Consider the following 19,530-nt stretch of genomic DNA (forward strand, 5'->3'; position numbering starts at 1 on the left):
GCGCACCTGTCCGGCGGCCGGCAATCCGTTTTTTGCGTGGAATACCCCCATGTCCGTTTTCGCTCGTCCGTCCCAGGCTCAATCGCGCCTGTCCCGCCCGTTCGCCCTGAATCCGTTCCAGCGTCGCTGGTGGCCGGCCCATGCCGCGCTGCTCGGTGCCCTGGCCCTGCCGCTGCAGGCGGCCGAAGTGGCCGGCGGCGCGCAGGCCGCCGATGAGGAGGTCGCTCCGCTGGTGGTGACCAGCGTCGCCCCGCAGTCGCCGCTGACCGTGGTCACCGATCCGCGCCAGCCGCGCCAGCCGGTGCCGGCCAGCGACGGCGCCGACTATCTGAAGACCATTCCCGGCTTTGCGGCGATCCGCAACGGCGGGGTCAACAGCGATCCGGTGTTCCGCGGCATGTTCGGCTCGCGGATCAAGCTGCTCAGCAACGGCGGCGAAATGCTCGGCGCCTGTCCGAGCCGCATGGATTCGCCCAGCTCCTACATCAGCCCGGAAAACTACGACCGCCTGACCGTGATCAAGGGCCCGCAGACCGTGCTGTGGGGGCCGGGTGCCTCGGCGGCCACGGTGTTGTTCGAGCGCGAGCCGGAGCGTTTCGACAAGCCCGACTACCGTCTCAACGCCAGCCTGCTCGGCGGCTCCAACGGCCGTTTCGACCGCAGCATCGATGCCGCTGCCGGCAGCCAGGACGGCTATGCGCGGGTCATGGCCAACCGCTCGCAGGCCGACGATTACCGCGACGGCAACGGCGACAGCGTGCCGTCGCGCTTCGACAAGTGGAGCAGCGACGTGGCGCTGGGCTGGACCCCGGACGCCAACACCCTGCTGGAGCTGACCGCCGGTGCCGGCGATGGCGAGTCGCGCTATGCCGGGCGCGGCATGGATGGCTCGGCATTCAAGCGCGAAAGCCTCGGCCTGCGCTTCGAGAAGAGCTACATCGGCGAGGTGTTCCATGGCATCGAGGCCAACGTCTATTACAACTACGCCGACCATGTGATGGACAACTACAGCCTGCGCAGCCCCAATCCCAACGACGTGATGATGCCGATGCGCAACCCGATGGCCAGCAACGTCGACCGCCGCACGCTGGGCGGGCGGGTCGCCGGCACCTGGCGCTGGGATGCCTTCGAACTGGTCGGCGGGATCGACGCCCAGGCCAGCGAGCACCGCCTGCGCAAGGCCGCCGGCATCGACACCTACAAGAGCCTGCCGTGGGCCAAGGATGCCACCTTCCACAACTACGGCCTGTTCGGCGAGCTGGCCTGGGATCTCAGCCGCCAGCAGCGGCTGATCGGTGGCGCGCGGATCGACCGGGCTGCCGCCGAGGACGAGCGCGAGCAGCTGTGCAACATGATGGGCATGGCCTGCCGGAGCAACCCGACCGCCGACCGGGAGCGCAGCGACACCCTCTACAGCGGTTTCCTGCGTTACGAGCAGGACCTGCTCGCCATGCCGGCGACCTGGTATGCCGGCCTCGGCCATGCGCAGCGCTTCCCCGACTACTGGGAGCTGTTCTCGGCAGCCAACCAGGTGGGGCAGCCGACCGCCTTCGCGTCGGTGAATCCGGAGAAGACCACCCAGCTCGACATCGGCATCCAGTACCGCCAGGGGCCGCTGGAGGCCTGGGCGTCGGCCTATGCCGGGCATGTCGACGACTACATCCTGTTCAGCTACGGCCCGGGGATGAACCCGCTGCACACCATTTCCTGGGTCGACAACATCGACGCGCGCATCGCCGGTGCCGAGCTGGGCGCCAGCTACCGCTTCGCGCCGCATTGGAAGGGCGATGCCAGCCTGGCCTATGCCTGGGGCGAGAACACCTCGGGCGATCGCGCCATGCCGCAGATTCCGCCGCTGGAGGCGCGCCTGGGGCTGACCTACGAGCGTGACGACTGGAGCGCGGCGGCGCTGTGGCGGGTGGTGGCGGCGCAGAACCGGATTGCCGAGAACCAGGGCAACGTGGTCGGCAAGGACTTCGACCGGAGCGCGGGCTTCGGCGTGCTGTCGCTGAACGGCGCCTACCGGGTCAGCGACACCCTCAAGCTCAGTGCCGGAATCGACAACCTGTTCGACAAGGCCTACAGCGAACACCTCAACCTGGCCGGCAACGCCGGGTTCGGCTATGCCGCCGGCAGCCGCTACAACGAGCCGGGGCGAACCCTGTGGACGCGGGTGGACCTGAGCTTCTGAGGTCGGCGCCGGGCGTTGCTGCAGGCGCGCCGCCGCCCATGCCGGGTGTCGAGCGCGCCCATGGCTCCGGCATCGGTCCCGGCGCATTCGACTGACCCGGCCCAGCCCCGCTTGCGGGGCTGGGCTTCGTCGCTCGAGCGGATTCCGTTCTGCCGGCGCCTCAGGCGTGCGCGCCCTGCCGCGCGTGCGGCTGCGTCGCCGGCGTCTGCCAGGCGCGCATGTCCGCGCCGCTCGGGTGCTGGAACACGCGCAGGCCGAACTCCGGGAGGATCGCCAGCAGATGGTCGAAGATGTCCGCCTGGATGGCCTCGTAGGCGTTCCACGCGGTGGTGTTGGTGAAGCAGTACAGCTCCAGCGGCAGGCCGTCGGCGGTGGGGCTGAGCTGGCGCACCAGCAGGGTCATGTCCTGGCGGATGCGCGGGTTGTGCTTCAGATAGCTCTCCACGTAGACGCGGAAGGTGCCGAGGTTGGTGACCCGGCGCTGGTTCAGCGCCGCCGCGCCCTGTTCGCTGAGGCGGCGGTTCCACTCGTCCAGCTCGCCCTGCTTGCTGGTGACGTAGTCCCTGAGCAGGGCGAACTCGCGCAGGTGGGCGATTTCCCCGGCATCGAGAAAATGCACGCTGTTCTGGTCCAGGTACAGGCTGCGCTTGATCCGCCGCCCGCCGGCTTCCTGCATGCCGCGCCAGTTCTTGAACGGGTCGGTGATGAAGCGCTTGGTGGGAATGGTGGTGATGGTCTTGTCCCAGTTCTGCACCTTGACGGTGTGCAGGGCGATGTCGATCACGTCGCCGTCGGCGTTGAGCTGCGGCATCTCCACCCAGTCGCCGACGCGGACGATGTCGCTGGAGGAAATCTGCACGCTGGCCACCAGGGAGAGCAGGGTGTCCTGGAAGATCAGCATCAGCACCGCGGCCATGGCGCCCAGACCGGAGAGCAGGATCAGCGGCGAGCGGTCGATCAGGGTGGCGATGATCAGAATCGCTGCGATGGCGAACACGGCGATCTTGACCACCTGGATATAGCCCTTGATCGGCTTGAGATGGGCGTCCGGCCGGCGCTGGTAGAGGGTGTTGACCAGGCTCAGGGCGCCGCCGATGGCCAGCGCCAGGGTCAGCACCACGAAGGCGCTGCAGACGTTGTCGACCACGGTGACCAGCGCCTTGGGCAGGTCGGGCACCAGCGCGATGCCCCGGCTGATGATCAGCGCCGGGACGATGTTGGACAGCCGGCGGATCACGCTCTGGTCGCCGGACACCACGTCGCGGCCCAGGGCGGTCATGCCCAGCGCGCGGTGGATGCCGCGCACCAGCAGGTGCTTGACCAGCCAGTTGGCCAGCCAGGCGACGGCCAGCAGCAGGGTGCCGGCGGCGATGCTCAGCAGCAGTGGCGGCTGCTGTTGCAGCCAAGCGTTCAGGGTGTCGAGTGAGGCGTTCACGGTGTCTCCTTGGGGGGTGGCCGGACGGGAATTCAGGGTTGGAAGGCGCCGATGAAGATCGCCGGATCGACCCGCGCATCGTTGAGGCTGACGTTCCAGTGCAGGTGCGGCCCGGTGGCCCGGCCGGTGGCGCCGACCTTGCCGAGCACGGCGCCGCGCGCCAGCTCGTCGCCGACCTTCACGCCGATCTGCGACAGGTGGCAGAACATGCTGATCAGGCCCTGGCCGTGGTCGACGAACACCGTCTTGCCGTTGAAGAAGTAGTCGCCGACCAGGATCACCCGGCCGGCCGCCGGCGCCTTGACCGGGGTGCCGGCCGGCACGGCGAAGTCGAGGCCCGAATGCGGATTGCGCTCCTCACCGTTGAAGAAGCGGCGCAGGCCGAACGGGCTGGACAGCGGGCCGTTTACCGGCCTGTCGAACAGCAGGTTGCTCGGCTGGCGCGCGCTGAATTGCCGGTAGGCGTCGTTCTGTACCGCCAGTTCGCGCTCGATGCGCGCCAGATTGGCGGCGTTGGGCGTGACCTGCTGCTGGTTCTTCAGGGTGATGCGCTGCTCCCGGTAGTGCCGGGCGGCGACGGCTAAGCTACGCGTGCTGCCGTCGTCAAGCTGCAGCTGCTCGCGTCCGGCCTTGACCGTCAGCGGCAGACCGACCACGGCGATCCAGCGCCGGCCGTCCTCGCGCAGCACCAGGACCGGGCGGTCGCGGTAGCGGGCGGCGGGGCGCTGCGCGGCGTCGCCCAGGTCGACCACCGCCACGCCGCCGGGCACCGGGCGGTCGAGCAGGCGGGAAAGGAAGCCTTCGGCATGGGCCGGCAGGCCGATCAGCAGGCTGAGGAACAGGGCGAGGAGTCGGAGCATGGGCGTCTCGGGCGGTCTGGGCGCGCCCGGCGAGGCCGGACGCGGCGGCTCATGGGGTCGGCGGCGACTCGACGCGCAGGTCAAGGCAGCCCTCGTGCAGGCGCGCGCGCAGCCGCTGGCCGGGGCGGGCGTCGGCGGCGCGGCGCACGGCCTGGCCGCACTCGTCGAGGAGGATGCTGTAGCCGCGCCCCAGGGTGGCCAGCGGGCTGACCGCCTGGAGGGTCTGCAGGGTGGCCTCGAAGCGCTGGCGACGCTCGCGCAGGCCGGCGTGCATGGCGCGCGGCAGGCGTTCGGCAAGATGGTCGAGGCGCTGGCGCAGCAGGCCGAGCAGGCGCTCGGGGTGCTGGGCGGCCAGTCGGGTGTCGAGGCGCGTCAGGTGCTCGCCGGCCCGCTGCAGACGCAGGGCCACGGCGCGCTGCAGGCGCAGCTCCAGCTCGTCGAGGCGCTGGGCCTGCTGGCGCAGGCGCTCGCCGGGATGGCGCAGGCGGCGGCGCAGGCCGTCCAGCTGCAGCCGGCGGTTGCTCAGCAGGTGCTGCATGCGCAGGGTCAGGCGGCGCTGCAGGGCGTCGAGGCGGCGCTGCAGCTCGGCGCTGTCGGGGGCCAGCAGTTCGGCGGCGGCCGAGGGCGTCGGCGCGCGCACGTCGGCGACGAAGTCGGCGATGGTCACGTCGGTCTCGTGGCCGACCGCGCTGACGACAGGCGTCGCGCAGGCGGCGATGGCGCGGGCGACGGCTTCCTCGTTGAAGCACCACAGGTCCTCCAGCGAGCCGCCGCCGCGGGCGAGGATCAGCGCGTCGAAGCCCTGGACATCGGCCAGCGCCAGCGCGCGGACCAGCTGCGCGGTGGCATCGCTGCCCTGCACCGCGCTGGGCACCAGGGTCAGCTCGACGTGCGGCGCGCGGCGGCGGAACACGCTGACGATGTCGCGGATCACCGCGCCCGACGGCGAGCTGACGATGCCGATGCGCCGCGGGTGGGCGGGCAGGGCGCGCTTGCGCCCGGTGGCGAACAGCCCCTCGGCGGCCAGCTTGTCCTTGAGCGCCTCGAAGGCCAGGCGCAGCGCGCCGTCGCCGGCCGGCTCGACGGCGTCGAGGATCATCTGGTAGTCGCCGCGGCCCTCGAACAGCGAGACCTTGCCGCGCACCTTCACCGCCAGGCCGTCGCGCAGCGCCTGGCGCACGCGCGCCGCGCTGGAGCGGAACAGCGCGCAGCGTACCTGGGCGCCGGCGTCCTTGAGGGTGAAGTAGACGTGCCCGGAGGTGGGGCGTGCCAGGTTGGAGATCTCGCCCTCGACCCAGACGCCGGGGAACACGTCTTCGAGCAGGTGGCGGGCGCGCTGGTTGAGCTGGCTGACGGTCAGGACCTCGCGATCGAGGCCGAGCCGCTGGAAGGGATCGGTATGCATGGCGGCCATGATAAAGACTTTGTCCGCCCTGCGGGCAAGCCCTGTGGCCGGCGCGGGGGCTGCAGTCGGCGGCGCGGCCCCGTACACTCGCGCCCCTTATGTCAGGCCCGGCGGCGGGTCTGCGCGGCACCTTCGGGGCGCCGGCAGCGTCGCCGCGGCATTTTCGTGGACAAGGATCGAGAGTTTCATGAGCAAGCAGATTCGCATCGCCATCGCCGGTTACGGCAACCTGGGCCGCGGCGTCGAGGCCGCCATCGAGAAGAACCCGGACATGACCCTGGTCGGCATCTTCAGCCGCCGCGATCCGGCCAGCCTGCAGCCGCTGCGCGCCGGCACCCCGGTGCACCGTCTGGAGAGCCTCGCCGCGCATGGCGAGGCCATCGACGTGCTGATCCTCTGCGGCGGCTCCAAGGACGACCTGCCGGCGCAGGGCCCGCAACTGGCCGCGCTGTTCAACACCGTGGACAGTTTCGACACCCACGCGCGGATTCCCGAGTACTTCGCCGCGGTGGATGCCCCGGCGCGGGCCAATGGCAAGACCGCATTGATCTCCATCGGCTGGGACCCGGGCCTGTTCTCCCTCAACCGCCTGTACGGCGAGGCGCTGCTGCCCGATGGCGCCACCTACACCTTCTGGGGCAAGGGCCTGAGCCAGGGTCACTCCGACGCCGTGCGCCGGGTGCCGGGAGTCAAGGCCGGGGTGCAGTACACCCTGCCGTCGCCGCAGGCCATCGAGCGCGTGCGCGCCGGCGAGCGGCCGCAGCTGAGCACCCGCGACAAGCACACCCGCGAGTGCTTCGTGGTGCTGGAGGAGGGCGCCGATGCCGCCGCGGTCGAGCGCGCCATCGTCACCATGCCCGACTACTTCGCCGACTACGACACCACGGTGAACTTCATCGACGAGGCGACCCTGATGCGCGACCACCGGCGCATGCCCCATGGCGGCTTCGTGATTCGCAGCGGCAACACCAGCGCCGAGCACGCCCAGGTGATCGAGTACTCGCTGCAGCTGGAGAGTAACCCGGAGTTTACCGCCAGCGTGCTGGTGGCCTATGCGCGCGCCGCCTATCGTCTCAATCGGCAGGGCCAGTGCGGCGCCATGACCGCCTTCGACGTGGCGCCCGGCCTGCTGTCGATCAAGTCGCCCGCGCAACTGCGCGAAGAGCTGCTGTAAGCCATGCCGGCGGCGTCCCGCACGACGGGGCGCCGCCGCCGAAGGAGGAATCCATGAGCGACCGACAGTTCATCATCGTGCCGCAGATTTCCAGCTATCCCGGCGCCGAGGCGCGGGCGCGCAAGATCCTGCGCTGGCTCGTCGAGCGCGACATCGTCGAGGCGCGCCTGACGCCCTGCGGCATCGGCGCCGGCGGACTGGGCTACGCCATGGCCGCCGGCGCCGAGCGGGTGCTCGACCTGCCGCCCGGCGTGGCCTTGCCGCTGGGCCGGCCGCGCACCAGCCTGGAGATCGTCACCGAGCGCTGCATCTACATGCCCGAGCGGGGCTTCGCGCGCCGCGCGCGCTGCCCGCAGTGCCGCCGCGAGATCGGCGAGGCGCTGTTCGAGCACCTGGAGGAGTGGATGCCGGGGGAGACCGACAACTTCGAATGCCCCGAGTGCGCCTTCGAGGACGACATCAACGGCTTCGTCTTCGCCCAGCCGTGCGCCTTCTCGGACCTGGGCTTCATCTTCAACAACTGGCCGGGAGAGTATTTCCTGCGCGCCTTCCTCGACGAGTTCGCCGAGCGCCTGGGCTTTCCCATCCGCGTGGTGCGGGTCGAGCTGTAGTAGGCGGCTGTTACCCGTGCGCCGCGCCATGGCCGATACTGCACGGACCTTCACCACCCGACAGGGAGAGAACCATGGCTGCGAAGAAGATCCTCATGCTGGTCGGCGATTACGTCGAAGACTACGAAGCGATGGTGCCGTTCCAGGCCCTGAGCATGGTCGGCCACCTGGTGCATGCGGTGTGTCCGGGCAAGAGCGCCGGACAGAGCGTGCGCACCGCGATCCACGACTTCGAGGGCGAGCAGACCTACAGCGAGAAGCCGGGGCACAACTTCGCCCTCAATGCCGACTTCGCCAGCGTGCGCGCCGAGGACTACGACGCGCTGCTGATTCCCGGCGGCCGTGCCCCGGAGTACCTGCGCCTGAATGCCGAGGTGATCGCCCTGGTGCAGGCCATGGCCGCCGCCGGCAAGCCGATCGCGGCGGTCTGCCACGGTGCCCAGCTGCTCGCCGCCGCCGGCGTGCTCAAGGGTCGCGAGTGCAGCGCCTACCCGGCCTGCGCCCCGGAGGTCGCCCTGGCCGGCGGGCGCTACGTGGAGATCCCGGTGGACCAGGCGCACAGCGAGGGCAACCTGATCACCGCCCCGGCCTGGCCGGCCCATCCGGCCTGGCTGGCGGCGTTCCTCGCGGCGCTCGGCACCCGTATCGAGCTGTAACCGCGAGGGCTGTCACGCTCCGGCGTGGCAGCCTCTTGGGAGGATGCTCCGCGCCCGTGGTTGCTTGGGAGGGCGCGGAGCGTCCCGAATGGCGTTACCGCACGAGGGCCAGGAAGCGCTCCGGGCAGAGGAGAACCGTCATGTGCGAGCTGTACGTCAAGGCCGACCCGATCCTCTACGAGTCGCGCTCGCGCTCGCTGCGCATCCGCGGCGTGGTCACCACCCTGCGCCTGGAGAACCAGTTCTGTGACATCCTGCGCGAAATCGCCGAGGTCGACGGCATGACCACCAACCAGTTGATCGCCAAGCTCTACGAGGAGGTTATGGACTACCGTGGCGAGGTGGTCAATTTCGCCTCCTTCCTGCGGGTCAGCTGCACCCGCTACCTGGCCCAGCGCCGCGAGCGCGGCGCGGCGTTGAGTCTGGTCGGCGCACGGGTGTCGGGCTAGCCGGGGCTGGGCGGGGCGCCGGCGCGCGTGGGACAATGCCGGCATGTCCCGAGTCCACTGTCCCCGCTGCCAGCGACCGCAGAGCCATTGCCTGTGTCCGCTGATCCCCCGTCTCGCCAGCCGTACCCGGGTGCTGATCCTGCAGCACCCGGACGAGGTGCGCCATGCGCTGAATACCGCGCGCCTGGCGGCCCTGGGGCTGTGCAACGCCGAGCTGCGCATCGGCGAACACTTCCCCGAACTGGAGGCCGAGCTGGCCGGTCGCCAGGTCTGGCTGCTGTTCCCCGGCGCGGCGGCGCTGCATGTCGAGGCGCTGGCGGGCCAGGCGTGCGGCGAGGAGCGCGTGCTGATCGTTCCGGACGGCACCTGGCGCAAGGCGCGCCGTCTGCTGCACTGCAATCCCTGGCTGGCCGCGCTGCCGCGGCTGAGCCTGGCCGAGGGGCTGGTCAGCCGCTACCGGCTGCGCAAGGCGCCGGGGCCGGGCGCGTTGTCCACCGTGGAGGCGCTGGTGCATTGCCTGAACGCTCTGGAGGGGCAGGGGCGTTTCGACGCGCTGCTGGCCCCGTTCGAGGCGCTGATCGACGGGCAGATCGCGGCGATGGGCGAGGAAGTCTTCCGGCGCAACCATCTGCGCGAGTCGCCCGAGACATGACGCGCCGGCTTCAGCGGCGGGTCTTCTGGCGCAGGATGTAGAGCGTCACCAGGCTGGCGCTGCCGAGCATGAACACCCGCGCCGGCAGCAGCGGCACCAGATAGCAGGACAGCAGGATGCTGGCCCACATCAGGCCGATGGCGTAGACCTTGCCCTTGAGCGGGATGCCCTCGCCGTCGAGGTAGTCGCAGATCCACGGGCCGAGGCGGGGGTGGCCGACCAGCCACAGATAGAAGCGCCGCGAACTGCGCACGAAGCAGGCGGCGGCCAGCAGCAGGAAGGGAGTGGTCGGCAGTACCGGCAGGAAGATGCCGGCGATGCCCAGCGCCACGCTCGCCCAGCCGATCCCCAGCAGCAACCAGCGCAGCCAGGGGTTGCGGGTTTCGACGATCTCGCGCGGCGCCATGCGGCGCCTCTCAGTGCGGGCGCGGCTTGAGCAGGGCGGGCTTCTCTTCCGGCGCCTGGCAGAGCAGGAACAGGGCGGTGAGCAGCTCGGGAATCTGGTCGACCATGCTGTCGACCAAGTCGCGGTCGCGGGCGATCTCGTCGAACTCGGGCTGCTCGTCGAACAGGCCGGAGCCGACCATGATCGGCAGCAGCAGCTCGCTGACCTCGTCCTCGGCGTCCTCGAACCAGACCTCTTCGCGCAGGAACACCCCTTCCATGAAGCCGATGCACCAGCCGCGCAGGTCGGAGTCGTCGGGCACCTCGCCCAGGTCGAGGTCGCAGGGCAGTTCCATGTCCTCGTCGCTGGCCAGCTGACGGCCGATGTGGGCCTTGAGCTGGATGAGGGTGCTCTCGATCTCGACCTTCTCGGCGTCGCTGCGGTAGTGCGGCGCTTCGGCGAACAGCGCGTCGATCCACTCGCGCTCCGGCACCGGATCGGGGCAGATGGACAGCGCGGTCAAATAGCCGTGGGCGGCCACGTAGTCCAGTGCTTCATCGTGCAGATCATCGGCATCGAGGAAGGCTTGCAGGCGGGACAGTTGCTCGGCGAAGGACATCGGGACACTACCTCAGGACGAATGCGACAACGATTGTAGACGAGGCGGCAGGCGCCTGTCAGGCGAACTATGCACGGTGAGTCGGCGGTGCTGGCGTATAATCGCCGGCTCGATTCGGAGGCCTCATGCTCGACTCTGCCCAGCGCATCCTCAAAGACGTATTCGGCTACGACGCCTTCCGCGGCAACCAGGCGCGGATCATCCAGCGTGTCGGCGCGGGCGGCGATGCCCTGGTGCTGATGCCCACCGGCGGCGGCAAGTCGCTGTGCTTCCAGGTGCCGGCGCTGCTGCGCGAGGGTGTGGCGGTGGTGGTCTCGCCGCTGATCGCGTTGATGGACGACCAGGTGGCGACCCTCGACGAACTGGGCGTGGCGGCGGTGGCGCTGAACTCGACGCAGACCCCCGACGAGCAGCGCGAGATCGCCGAGCGGCTGCGTCGCGGCGAGATCAAGCTGCTCTACCTGGCCCCCGAGCGGCTGGTGCAGCCGCGCATGCTGGCTTTCCTGCAGCGCCTGAAGATCGCCTTGTTCGCCATCGACGAGGCGCACTGCGTGTCGCAGTGGGGCCACGATTTCCGTCCCGAGTACCTGCAGCTCGGCCAGCTCGCCGAGCTGTTCCCGCAGGTGCCGCGCATCGCCCTGACCGCCACCGCGGACATGCGTACCCGCGAGGAGATCGCCCAGCGCCTGCACCTGCAGGAAGCCGAGCGCTTCCTCTCCAGTTTCGACCGGCCGAACATCTTCTACCGCATCGTGCCCAAGGATCAGCCGCGCAAGCAGCTGCTGGGCTTCCTCGAAGGTCGCCGCGGCGACGCCGGCATCGTCTACTGCATGTCGCGCAAGAAGGTCGAGGAGCTGGCCAGCTTCCTTGCCGAGCAGGGCTATCCGGCGCTGCCCTACCATGCCGGGCTGCCCAACGAGGTGCGCGCCCACAACCAGCGGCGCTTCCTCAACGAGGAAGGCCTGATCATGGTGGCGACCATCGCCTTCGGCATGGGCATCGACAAGCCCAACGTGCGCTTCGTCGCCCACCTCGACCTGCCCAAGTCGCTGGAGGCCTATTACCAGGAAACCGGTCGCGCCGGTCGCGACGGCCTGCCCTCCGAGGTGTGGATGGCCTACGGCCTGCAGGATGTGCTGTTCCTGCGCCAGATGCTGCAGAGCTCCGAGGGCGACGAGCGGCACAAGCGGGTCGAGCGGCACAAGCTCGAAGCCATGCTGGCGCTGTGCGAGGAAACCCGCTGCCGGCGCCAGGCGCTGCTGGCCTACTTCGACGAGGAGCTGCCCCAGCCCTGCGGGCACTGCGACAACTGCGTCGACGGCGTGGAAACCTGGGACGCCACCGAGGCAGCGCGCTTGGCGCTGTCGGCGATCTACCGCAGCGGCCAGCGCTATGGCGTCGGCCACCTGATCGACCTGCTGCTCGGGCGCGAGACCGATAAGATCCGTGCCCTCGGCCACCAGCACCTGACGGTGTTCGGCAAGGGCAAGCATCTGGCCGAGGCCGACTGGCGCACCCTATTCCGCCAGCTGGTGGCGCGGGGTCTGGCCGATGTCGATCTCGACGGCTTCGGCGGCCTGCGCCTGACCGATACCTGCCGGCCGCTGCTGCGCGGCGAGGTGAATCTCCAGCTGCGTCGCGATCTCAAGCCGCAGCGCGCGGCCCGCGGTTCGAGCGGGCCGAGCCAGGCCAGCCAGCTGGTGCGCGGCGACGAGCGGCCGTTGTGGGAGGCGCTGCGCACCCTGCGCCGCAAACTGGCCGAGGAGCATAGCGTGCCGCCCTACGTGATCTTCCCCGACGCAACTTTGCTGGAGATGCTGCGCAGCCAGCCGCAGTCGCTGGTCGGCATGGCGCGGGTCAGTGGCGTCGGTGCGCGCAAGCTGGAACGCTACGGCCAAGCCTTCCTCGATGTGCTCACCGACAGCCCCGAGGCGCCGGCCACGCCGCAGCCGGTGGCCGACCTGCGCCACGAGCTGGTCAGCCTGGCCCGTTCGGGGATGACTCCGGCGCAGATTGCCCGCCAGCTCGACTGCAGCGAGAAGAACGTCTACAGCCTGCTGGCCGAGGCCATCGCCCGCCAGCAACTGACGCTGGAAGAGGCGCTGGACCTGCCCGAGGAGCTGCTCGGCGAGATCCACGACGCCTTCCTCGACGGCGACGGCGAGCTGCCGCCGGTGGCGGCTATCGCCGAGGCATTCGCGGCGCGCGTGCCGCTCGGTGTGCTGTATTGCGTGCGCGCCGCCCTGGAAGCCGAGCTGGGTGGCTGAGGGCGGCGCGGACGGCGGGGTCAGATGCCCTGCGGCAGCTCCTCGCCGCCGAGCGCCTCGATCAGCTGCGGCAGGAACTCTACGAAGGTCAGCATCATCAGGGCGAAGCTGGCGTCCTGCTGGGCCAGGGCGTCCTCGCCGCCGTCCTGCTCGGCCTGCTCCTGCAGCAGGTCCTCGAAGCGCAGACGCTTGAGCGCCAGCTTGTCGTCGATCAGCAGTGACAGCTTGTCGGTCCAGGCCACGCCGAGCTTGGTCACCACCTTGCCGGCGGCCAGGTGGTTCTGCACTTCGTCGCTGCCCAGATCCTGGCGCTTGCAGCGTACGATGCCGCCATCCTCGTGGGTATCGCGCAGCTCGCACTCGTCGAGCAGGTATAGGCCGTTGCTGGCCTGCTGGTTTTTCAGCCAGTCGGTGAAAGTCGCCATCGGCGCGACCTTCACCGCCAGCGGGCGCACCGGCAGGCTGCCGAGGGCATCGCGCAGGGCGGACAGCAGCTCCTCGGCTTTCTTGGCGCTACCGGCGTCGACCAGCACCAGGCCGTGCTTGGGCGCGATCGCGGCGCGAGTCACTTGGCGGCGGATGAAGGCGCGCGGCAGTAGGGTCTGGACGATCTCGTCCTTGAGCTGGTCGCGTTCCTTCTTGTAGACCTTGCGCATCTGTTGCGCTTCGATCTCCTCGATTTTCTCGGCCAGCGCCTCGCGCACCACGCTGCCGGGCAGGATGCGTTCTTCCCTGCGTGCGGCGATCAGGTAGAAGTCCTGGCTGACGTGCGCGAGCGGGGCGTCCGGTCCCTTGCCCAGCGGGGCAACGAAGCCATAGGTGGCCAGCTCCTGGCTGGCGCAGCTGCGCGCCGGCTTGCCGCTCAGGGCGGTCTCCAGAGTTTCGGCATCCAGTTGCAGATCCTGGGTCAGGCGGTAGACGAGCAGGTTGCGGAACCACATGGCGGCTGGTAACTCCTTGAGCAAAGGAGCGCATTATTCCCCCTGGCGCGCCGGCAGGCCACCGCGTTGTGCGCCAAGTCGTTGCTGTCTTTGAAATTTTTTCAAAAAACGCTTGCCAAGGCGGAGTGCCCTCCATAGAATGCGCACCACTTCGAGAGCAAACGCAAACATGCGAATGCAACTGAATGGGTGATTAGCTCAGCTGGGAGAGCATCTGCCTTACAAGCAGAGGGTCGGCGGTTCGATCCCGTCATCACCCACCACTCTCGAGGTTGCGCGCGGCGGTAGTTCAGTCGGTTAGAATACCGGCCTGTCACGCCGGGGGTCGCGGGTTCGAGTCCCGTCCGCCGCGCCATTTTCTACAAGACCCTAAGTGACATGAAACACACAGAAACTCAGGTGCCACACGGCATGCTGGGTTTTTTGCGTTTTTGGTCTGCGCTTTTCCTGGCGTGGCGGTGCCGTTGGCGGCCTGTTAAGCTCGCCTACTCCGAGTTGCCCGCTGCGGCATCACCATTAAGGAACATGCATGAAACATCATCGCTTGGCCGCTGCGGTGGCTCTGGTTGGCCTGGTTCTGACCGGCTGCGACTCCCAGTCGGCGAAAAAGGAACTGGAGCTGAAGACCCCGGCCCAGAAGGCCTCCTACGGCATCGGCCTGAACATGGGGCGCAGCCTGGCGCAAGAGGGTATGGACGACCTGGATGCCCAGGCTGTTGCTCTCGGCATCGAGGATGCCGTGGCCAAGAAGGAACAGCGTCTGACCGACGAGCAGCTCATGGAGGCGTTCAGCTTCCTGCAGCAGCGCGCCGAGGAGCGCATGGCGGCCATCGGCGACGAGAACGCCAAGGCCGGCAAGAAGTTCCTGGAAGACAACGGCAAGCGCGAGGGTGTGGTCACCACCGCGTCCGGTCTGCAGTACGAGGTGGTCAAGAAGGCCGAGGGTGCCCAGCCCAAGCCTGACGACGTGGTGTCGGTTCACTACGAAGGCAAGCTGATCGACGGCACCGTGTTCGACAGCTCGATCCAGCGCGGCGCACCCATCGATCTGCCGGTTGGCGGCGTGATCCCCGGCTGGGTCGAAGGTCTGCAGCTGATGCACGTCGGCGAGAAGTACAAGCTGTACATTCCCAGCGAGCTGGCCTACGGCGCGCAGAGCCCGAGCCCGGCGATTCCGGCCAACTCGGTGCTGATCTTCGATCTGGAGCTGCTGAGCATCCAGGGTCAGGGCCAGTAAGTTTCCGTCTGCCGCCACCAGCGCCCCGCTTGTCGGGGCGTTGTCGTATCTATGGCCAGGGTTTTCGCCGGTTTCAGGTCTTGCCAGCGACAGTGTGTCGCAGGTTTATGCACATCGCACAGATCCGCGGCGGTGCTGTCAAGAGCGCTGTGGCGGCCCTCCGGGTTCAGGTTAAATTTCTGATTTGTAAAGACTTTTTTGGCTGAGCAAAAAATGCCCGATCTGTCTGGAGGCCGCATGCGACGGGGCCTGGCGGGAGTCTTCCCGGCATTGTTAACAAGCTTATCCACAGCTTTGGTGGATAACGCCCACCAGCCCGCCTGGCATGGGCATTGGCCGGGAGAAGGCGTGAACAGGGCGCTTGGCGTGGTGGCGCCGGCAGACTCAAGCTACGCACGCGCTGTTAAGATTGGGTGACTGGTGAGGAGTGTGAACGCAATGAATGTGCAAGTGATCGAGCGCGACGGGCAGCCGGAATACGCGGTGCTGGCTTGGGCGGAATATCTGCAGTTGCTGGCCGAGGCCGGGCGTCGGCAGCCGGAGAGTCGCGCAGCGGCCGAACCGGCGGCGGGGCCGGTCTTCGAGCTGGCCCGACTGGCCGAGTGGCGCGAGGCGCGCGGGCTCAGCCAGGAGCAACTGGCGCGGGCGGTGGGCATCAGCCCGCACTACCTGGGCATGATCGAGCGTGGCGAGCGGCAGCCGGACCAGGCCATCGGCCGGGCCCTGGAGCGTCATTTCGCCCGTCCGCAGGAGTGATGCCGAGTTGAGCCTGCGGATCAGCCGCCAGCACTGGCAGGGGCTGCTGGCGGCCCTAGACGAGGCGCGCCGGCAGCGCCACCTGCTGACCTATCGCTCGTTGATCGAGCGCCTGCAACTGCCGGCCCCCGCCATGGCGACGCTGGCGGCGGCGCTGGAGCACCTGGCGGCGCTGGATGCTCGGGCCGGCCTGCCGCTGCGCAGTGCGCTGGTGATCAGCCAGGGGGCCAGCCGTCTGCCGCGTCCGGGGTTCTTCGAGTGCGCCGAGCGCCTCGGACGCTTCAGCGGCCCGCCCGACGGCATGGCGGCTGCGGCCTGGCATGCCGCCGAGGTCGCCCGGGTGTTCGCCTTCGAGTTCAGCGAGGCATCCTCATGACGTCCCGTTACTGGCGCCTGCGTGCCGCCTGCGGTTACGCCCTGGCGCGCTACCTGTTCCGCTGGTCGTGGCTGCTGCGCCAGCCACGCGCCTGGCGCTGGATGGAGGGGCAGTTCGCGCGCATGGCGCACCTCGGCGATGGCGGAGCCCAGGACTTCTACGGCCATGTGCTGCTGTTTCGCGGTCAGGGGCTGGGCGCGCGCGAGGAGGGCTTGCGTCTGCTGCGTCTGGCGGCCGATCAGGGGCAGGCCAAGGCGGCTTTCCAGCTCGGCGTGCAGGCGCTCAAGGGCGATCTGGCGCATGCGCCCGATGCCCTCGAGGCGCGGCGGCGCTGGGAGCAGGCCGCTGCTGCCGGCCATCCGCTGGCGGCGCACAAGCTGGCCGAGCTGCTGATGCAGGGCGCGCCGGGACTGCCGGCCGATGCATCGGCTGCCGAGCACTACGCGGCGCTGGCGCGCCGCCTCGGTCTGTAGGCTTCCTCAGGCACTTTTCGGCAGCGGCATGGCCGCCTCGCAGACCGGCTGCGCCTGCGGCCGGCCGAGCAGATAGCCCTGCACCAGATCGACGCCCATGCCCTGCAAGGTCTGCAGCTCGCCGAGCAGCTCGACCCCCTCGGCGATCACCCGCGCGCTGGCGGCGCGAGCCATGCGCAGGATCGAGCCGACGAACTCGCGCTTGAGCGGGTCGAGGTGGATGCCGTCGATGAAGTGGCGGTCGATCTTGACGATGTCCGGGCGCAGCTCCGACCACAGGCGCAGGCTGGAGTAGCCGGCGCCGAGGTCGTCGAGGGCGATCGAGAAGCCCATGGTGCGGTAGTGGCGCAAGGCACGGTCGAGCAGGCCGAAGTCCTCGATCGGGGTCTGCTCGGTCAGCTCGATCACTACCCGCGAAGGCTCGATGCCGCAGGCCTGGAGGATCTGCAGGGTGCGGCCCGATTCGTGGCCCGGCTCCAGCAGCGACTCGGGCGAGGCATTCAGGTACAGGGTGCCGGGCAGTTGCAGGCGGCCGAAGGCCTGGCAGGCCTTGCCGCGGCAGGCGACTTCCAGCTCGCTCAGGCGGCCGGCCCGGCGCGCCAGGGCGAACAGGGCCAGCGGCGAGTGCAGGGGCGAGTTGGACGGGCCGCGGCTCAGGGCCTCGAACCCGTGGATGCGGCGACTGGCGAGCGAGAAGATCGGCTGGAACAGGGTGCTGAGCTGATCCTGGGCGATGATCCTGTCCAGGTTTCCAAGTTGCTCGGTGATGGTCATGCGGTGCTCGTCAGTCAGTGAAAAGGTGCCCCGCATCACGCGGGGCACCTGAATTTCACGACTAAATTGTGACGAGCTTATGACGGCCTGCCACCCCGAGGGGTGGCAGGCGTGCCTCAGTGGCGTGCCACGACCGCGTTGAGATTGAGGTAATCCAGGAGGATGCGTCCCGACTCGGCGAGGAAGGCGTCCTTTTCCGGCGCCAGGGTTTCCTCTTCCGCGGCCAGCGATTCCTCGTCCTCGACCTTCAGCTCCTTGAGCAGCGGCTCGCCTTTGGCGCTGCGCCGTGCGTTTTCCAGGCTCAGCTGGCGCTCCTCGATGGCGTGCTGCTCGGCGCGGCGACGCGTCTCGTTGAGGCTGACCCGGGTGTCCTGCATCAGCTGCTGGGACAGTTCCAGGCTGCGGCGGGCGAAGATGAAGTCCGGGTCCTGCGCGGTGCGGGTGGCATGTCTGGCCTTGAGTTCGGCGAGGAACGGCTGGAACGGATCGCGCTCGGGGTTGACCGCCGGGGAGATGCGATCCCAGGGCATGGCCGCCGGCAGGGCGCTTTCGCCGATCTCCTGAGTGTCGAAGGTGGCCGGGTAGGGGATGTCGGGCAGCACGCCCTGGTGTTGGGTGCTCTGTCCGGACACGCGATAGAACTTGGCCAGGGTCAGCTTGAGTTCGCCGTGGTTGAGCGGCTGGATGCTCTGCACGGTGCCCTTGCCGAAGGTCTGCCCGCCCAGTACCAGGGCGCGGTGGTAGTCCTGCATGGCACCGGCGAAGATCTCCGAGGCCGAGGCCGACAGGCGATTGACCAGCACCGCCATCGGACCGTCGTATTCGACGCCCTGGCTGTCGTCGGTCAGCACGTCGACGCGGCCGTCGCTGTTGCGCACCAGCACCGTGGGGCCCTGGTCGATGAACAGGCCGGTCAGCTCGTTGGCTTCCTGCAGGGAGCCGCCGCCGTTGTTGCGCAGGTCGATGACCACGCCGTCGACCCGTTCGGCCTTGAGTTCGGCGAGCAGCTTGCGTACGTCGCGGGTGGTGCTCTTGTAGTCGGGATTGCCGCTGCGGTAGGCCTTGAAGTCCAGGTAGAAGGCCGGGATCTCGATGACGCCGAGCTTGTAGTGGCGGCCGTCGTGGTCGAGTTCGAGCACCGATTTCTTGGCGGCCTGCTCTTCGAGCTTGACCGCTTCGCGGGTGATCGCCACCACCTTGCTGGTCTGATCGTTCGGCGCATTGCCGGCCGGGATCACTTCCAGGCGCACCACCGAGCCTTTCGGGCCGCGGATCAGCTTGACCACCTCGTCGAGGCGCCAGCCGATCACGTCGACCATCTCCTTGTCGCCCTGGGCCACGCCGACGATACGGTCGGCCGGCTGCAGCTGCTTGCCCTTCTCGGCCGGGCCGGCGGGCACCAGACGCACGACTTTGACGTATTCGTTGTCGCTCTGCAGGATCGCCCCGATGCCTTCCAGCGACAGGCTCATGTTGATGTCGAAGTTCTCCGCGTTTTCCGGCGACAGGTAGCTGGTGTGCGGATCGTAGGTCTGCGCGAAGGCGTTGATGTAGGCCTGGAAGATGTCTTCGCTGCGGGTCTGCGCCAAGCGCTTGAGCTGGTTGCGGTAGCGCTTGGTGAGCAGCTCCTGGATGGCCGCCGGCTCCTTGCCGGCGATCTTCAGGCGCAGCACCTCGTCCTTCACGCGCTTGCGCCACAGGTCGTCCAGTGCCTTGCGATCGGCGGCCCAGGGCGCCTTCTCGCGGTCGGTTTCGAGGCTCTCGTCGCGGCTGAAGTCGAGCTGGTCGACGCCCTTGTCGAGCAGGGCGAGGGCGAACTCCAGGCGTTCCTGCATGCGTTCGAGCTGGCGCTTGTAGATCACGAAGCCGGGCTGCAGCTCGCCGCTCTTGAGGTAGTCGTCGAAGCGGTAGCGCCAGGACTCGAAGGCGGCGATGTCCTCGGCGGTGAAGTAGCTGCGCGCCGGGTCGAGCATCTTCAGGTAATTGTCGAAGATCTGTGCGGAGCGTGCGTCGTCCAGCGGCGGCTTGCTGTAGTGATGGCGCTTGAGCAGTTCGACCACGTTGAGGCTGGCGATGATCTGCTCGCGATCCGGCTGCAGAGCGTCCCAGGCATTGCTGCGGGCGGTCGCCGCGTGGCTCGGCAGGGCGCCGATGGCCAGGGCCAGGGCAAGGGCGGTACAGGGCAGGAAGCGTTTCATGTAGGTATGCGTCGCAGGGATTCACGCCAAGTTTGGCAGCAGAACTGGCGCCGGGTTCCATGGTGCCAGTA

General features: G+C 68.8%; 18 protein-coding genes, 2 tRNA genes and 1 pseudogene. 13 read left to right on the forward strand and 8 right to left on the reverse strand.

Features of this window, described 5'->3' with window-relative positions:
• The first annotated feature begins 49 nt into the window (after positions 1-49).
• Positions 50-2,191 carry a TonB-dependent copper receptor gene (locus BLU22_RS11070; protein ID WP_090214409.1) on the forward strand — a complete coding sequence of 714 codons (2,142 nt, stop codon included), beginning with the start codon at positions 50-52 and terminating at the stop codon, positions 2,189-2,191.
• Positions 2,192-2,351: 160 nt separating this feature from the next.
• On the opposite strand, the gene BLU22_RS11075 is transcribed toward BLU22_RS11070, so the two are convergent.
• The 3 genes from BLU22_RS11075 to xseA are packed head-to-tail and all read right to left on the reverse strand — an operon-like array spanning position 2,352 to position 5,891.
• Entirely contained in the window at positions 2,352-3,626 is a 1,275-nt protein-coding gene (locus BLU22_RS11075; RefSeq protein ID WP_090214411.1) for a mechanosensitive ion channel family protein, read from the reverse strand.
• 32 nt (positions 3,627-3,658) lie between these two features.
• Positions 3,659-4,486, reverse strand: a complete 828-nt coding sequence (locus tag BLU22_RS11080) for a peptidoglycan DD-metalloendopeptidase family protein (protein WP_090214413.1) — start codon at positions 4,484-4,486, stop codon at positions 3,659-3,661.
• Between the two features lie 49 nt (positions 4,487-4,535).
• Positions 4,536-5,891 (reverse strand): exodeoxyribonuclease VII large subunit, encoded by a 1,356-nt coding sequence (gene xseA, locus BLU22_RS11085; protein WP_090216399.1) that lies wholly within the window; start codon positions 5,889-5,891, stop codon positions 4,536-4,538.
• Between the two features lie 187 nt (positions 5,892-6,078).
• Between xseA and BLU22_RS11090 the strand changes: the two genes are divergently transcribed.
• The 5 genes from BLU22_RS11090 to BLU22_RS11110 all read left to right on the forward strand — a co-directional run bounded on the left by BLU22_RS11090 (position 6,079) and on the right by BLU22_RS11110 (position 9,433).
• On the forward strand, positions 6,079-7,065 hold the full coding sequence (locus tag BLU22_RS11090; RefSeq protein ID WP_090214415.1) for a diaminopimelate dehydrogenase: 987 nt from the start codon (positions 6,079-6,081) through the stop codon (positions 7,063-7,065).
• Positions 7,066-7,118: 53 nt separating this feature from the next.
• Complete coding sequence (locus BLU22_RS11095; protein WP_090214417.1) at positions 7,119-7,676, forward strand: sugar ABC transporter ATPase; 558 nt, start codon at positions 7,119-7,121, stop codon at positions 7,674-7,676.
• A 74-nt stretch (positions 7,677-7,750) separates the two neighbouring features.
• Positions 7,751-8,332, forward strand: coding sequence for a DJ-1/PfpI family protein (locus tag BLU22_RS11100; RefSeq protein WP_090214418.1), 582 nt, complete (start codon positions 7,751-7,753; stop codon positions 8,330-8,332).
• Between the two features lie 140 nt (positions 8,333-8,472).
• Positions 8,473-8,781 (forward strand): ribbon-helix-helix domain-containing protein, encoded by a 309-nt coding sequence (locus BLU22_RS11105; RefSeq protein WP_090214420.1) that lies wholly within the window; start codon positions 8,473-8,475, stop codon positions 8,779-8,781.
• A 43-nt stretch (positions 8,782-8,824) separates the two neighbouring features.
• The gene (locus BLU22_RS11110; protein ID WP_090214421.1) at positions 8,825-9,433 is read left to right on the forward strand and encodes a tRNA-uridine aminocarboxypropyltransferase; all 609 of its coding nucleotides are present in this window, start codon (positions 8,825-8,827) and stop codon (positions 9,431-9,433) included.
• Between the two features lie 10 nt (positions 9,434-9,443).
• Here BLU22_RS11110 and BLU22_RS11115 read toward each other — a convergent pair whose 3' ends face one another.
• Both BLU22_RS11115 and BLU22_RS11120 read right to left on the reverse strand, forming a co-directional pair.
• Complete coding sequence (locus BLU22_RS11115) at positions 9,444-9,839, reverse strand: YbaN family protein (RefSeq protein WP_090214424.1); 396 nt, start codon at positions 9,837-9,839, stop codon at positions 9,444-9,446.
• Positions 9,840-9,849: 10 nt separating this feature from the next.
• Positions 9,850-10,437 carry a UPF0149 family protein gene (locus BLU22_RS11120; protein WP_090214425.1) on the reverse strand — a complete coding sequence of 196 codons (588 nt, stop codon included), beginning with the start codon at positions 10,435-10,437 and terminating at the stop codon, positions 9,850-9,852.
• 125 nt (positions 10,438-10,562) lie between these two features.
• Between BLU22_RS11120 and recQ the strand changes: the two genes are divergently transcribed.
• On the forward strand, positions 10,563-12,704 hold the full coding sequence (gene recQ / locus BLU22_RS11125; protein ID WP_090214428.1) for a DNA helicase RecQ: 2,142 nt from the start codon (positions 10,563-10,565) through the stop codon (positions 12,702-12,704).
• Positions 12,705-12,724: 20 nt separating this feature from the next.
• On the opposite strand, the gene rdgC is transcribed toward recQ, so the two are convergent.
• On the reverse strand, positions 12,725-13,645 hold the full coding sequence (gene rdgC, locus BLU22_RS11130; RefSeq protein ID WP_090214430.1) for a recombination-associated protein RdgC: 921 nt from the start codon (positions 13,643-13,645) through the stop codon (positions 12,725-12,727).
• A 187-nt stretch (positions 13,646-13,832) separates the two neighbouring features.
• Between rdgC and BLU22_RS11135 the strand changes: the two genes are divergently transcribed.
• The 6 genes from BLU22_RS11135 to BLU22_RS11160 all read left to right on the forward strand — a co-directional run bounded on the left by BLU22_RS11135 (position 13,833) and on the right by BLU22_RS11160 (position 16,487).
• Positions 13,833-13,908, forward strand: a tRNA-Val gene (locus BLU22_RS11135).
• A gap of 15 nt (positions 13,909-13,923) precedes the next feature.
• A tRNA-Asp gene (locus BLU22_RS11140) sits at positions 13,924-14,000 on the forward strand.
• A 174-nt stretch (positions 14,001-14,174) separates the two neighbouring features.
• Positions 14,175-14,882, forward strand: a complete 708-nt coding sequence (locus BLU22_RS11145) for an FKBP-type peptidyl-prolyl cis-trans isomerase (protein WP_090214432.1) — start codon at positions 14,175-14,177, stop codon at positions 14,880-14,882.
• A gap of 438 nt (positions 14,883-15,320) precedes the next feature.
• Positions 15,321-15,638: a helix-turn-helix transcriptional regulator gene (locus BLU22_RS11150; RefSeq protein WP_090214433.1), complete on the forward strand. Its 318-nt coding sequence runs from the start codon at positions 15,321-15,323 to the stop codon at positions 15,636-15,638.
• Positions 15,639-15,645: 7 nt separating this feature from the next.
• Positions 15,646-16,014 (forward strand): hypothetical protein, encoded by a 369-nt coding sequence (locus BLU22_RS11155; protein ID WP_090214436.1) that lies wholly within the window; start codon positions 15,646-15,648, stop codon positions 16,012-16,014.
• Complete coding sequence (locus BLU22_RS11160; protein WP_090214440.1) at positions 16,011-16,487, forward strand: hypothetical protein; 477 nt, start codon at positions 16,011-16,013, stop codon at positions 16,485-16,487. Before BLU22_RS11155 ends, BLU22_RS11160 begins: the two co-directional genes overlap by 4 nt.
• Positions 16,488-16,502: 15 nt before the next feature.
• On the opposite strand, the pseudogene BLU22_RS11165 reads toward BLU22_RS11160, so the two are convergent.
• Together BLU22_RS11165 and BLU22_RS11170 are read right to left on the reverse strand one after the other, a co-directional pair.
• Positions 16,503-17,261: pseudogene (locus tag BLU22_RS11165) on the reverse strand (EAL domain-containing protein); the annotation flags it as partial.
• Between the two features lie 116 nt (positions 17,262-17,377).
• Positions 17,378-19,459: a carboxy terminal-processing peptidase gene (locus BLU22_RS11170; protein WP_090214444.1), complete on the reverse strand. Its 2,082-nt coding sequence runs from the start codon at positions 19,457-19,459 to the stop codon at positions 17,378-17,380.
• Positions 19,460-19,530 lie beyond the last annotated feature (71 nt).

It is taken from the genome of Pseudomonas guangdongensis (assembly GCF_900105885.1).
Classification (GTDB): Bacteria; Pseudomonadota; Gammaproteobacteria; order Pseudomonadales; family Pseudomonadaceae; genus Geopseudomonas; species Geopseudomonas guangdongensis.

Excerpts from the sequence above, each read along its gene's own strand:
- BLU22_RS11070 (WP_090214409.1), top strand. The coding sequence starts at position 50 with ATGTCCGTTTTCGCTCGTCCGTCCCAGGCTCAATCGCGCCTGTCCCGC.
- BLU22_RS11080 (WP_090214413.1), bottom strand. The coding sequence starts at position 4,486 with ATGCTCCGACTCCTCGCCCTGTTCCTCAGCCTGCTGATCGGCCTGCCG.
- xseA (WP_090216399.1), bottom strand. The coding sequence starts at position 5,891 with ATGCATACCGATCCCTTCCAGCGGCTCGGCCTCGATCGCGAGGTCCTG.
- BLU22_RS11090 (WP_090214415.1), top strand. The coding sequence starts at position 6,079 with ATGAGCAAGCAGATTCGCATCGCCATCGCCGGTTACGGCAACCTGGGC.
- BLU22_RS11095 (WP_090214417.1), top strand. The coding sequence starts at position 7,119 with ATGAGCGACCGACAGTTCATCATCGTGCCGCAGATTTCCAGCTATCCC.
- BLU22_RS11100 (WP_090214418.1), top strand. The coding sequence starts at position 7,751 with ATGGCTGCGAAGAAGATCCTCATGCTGGTCGGCGATTACGTCGAAGAC.
- BLU22_RS11105 (WP_090214420.1), top strand. The coding sequence starts at position 8,473 with ATGTGCGAGCTGTACGTCAAGGCCGACCCGATCCTCTACGAGTCGCGC.
- BLU22_RS11110 (WP_090214421.1), top strand. The coding sequence starts at position 8,825 with ATGTCCCGAGTCCACTGTCCCCGCTGCCAGCGACCGCAGAGCCATTGC.
- BLU22_RS11115 (WP_090214424.1), bottom strand. The coding sequence starts at position 9,839 with ATGGCGCCGCGCGAGATCGTCGAAACCCGCAACCCCTGGCTGCGCTGG.
- BLU22_RS11120 (WP_090214425.1), bottom strand. The coding sequence starts at position 10,437 with ATGTCCTTCGCCGAGCAACTGTCCCGCCTGCAAGCCTTCCTCGATGCC.
- recQ (WP_090214428.1), top strand. The coding sequence starts at position 10,563 with ATGCTCGACTCTGCCCAGCGCATCCTCAAAGACGTATTCGGCTACGAC.
- rdgC (WP_090214430.1), bottom strand. The coding sequence starts at position 13,645 with ATGTGGTTCCGCAACCTGCTCGTCTACCGCCTGACCCAGGATCTGCAA.
- BLU22_RS11145 (WP_090214432.1), top strand. The coding sequence starts at position 14,175 with ATGAAACATCATCGCTTGGCCGCTGCGGTGGCTCTGGTTGGCCTGGTT.
- BLU22_RS11150 (WP_090214433.1), top strand. The coding sequence starts at position 15,321 with ATGAATGTGCAAGTGATCGAGCGCGACGGGCAGCCGGAATACGCGGTG.
- BLU22_RS11160 (WP_090214440.1), top strand. The coding sequence starts at position 16,011 with ATGACGTCCCGTTACTGGCGCCTGCGTGCCGCCTGCGGTTACGCCCTG.
- BLU22_RS11170 (WP_090214444.1), bottom strand. The coding sequence starts at position 19,459 with ATGAAACGCTTCCTGCCCTGTACCGCCCTTGCCCTGGCCCTGGCCATC.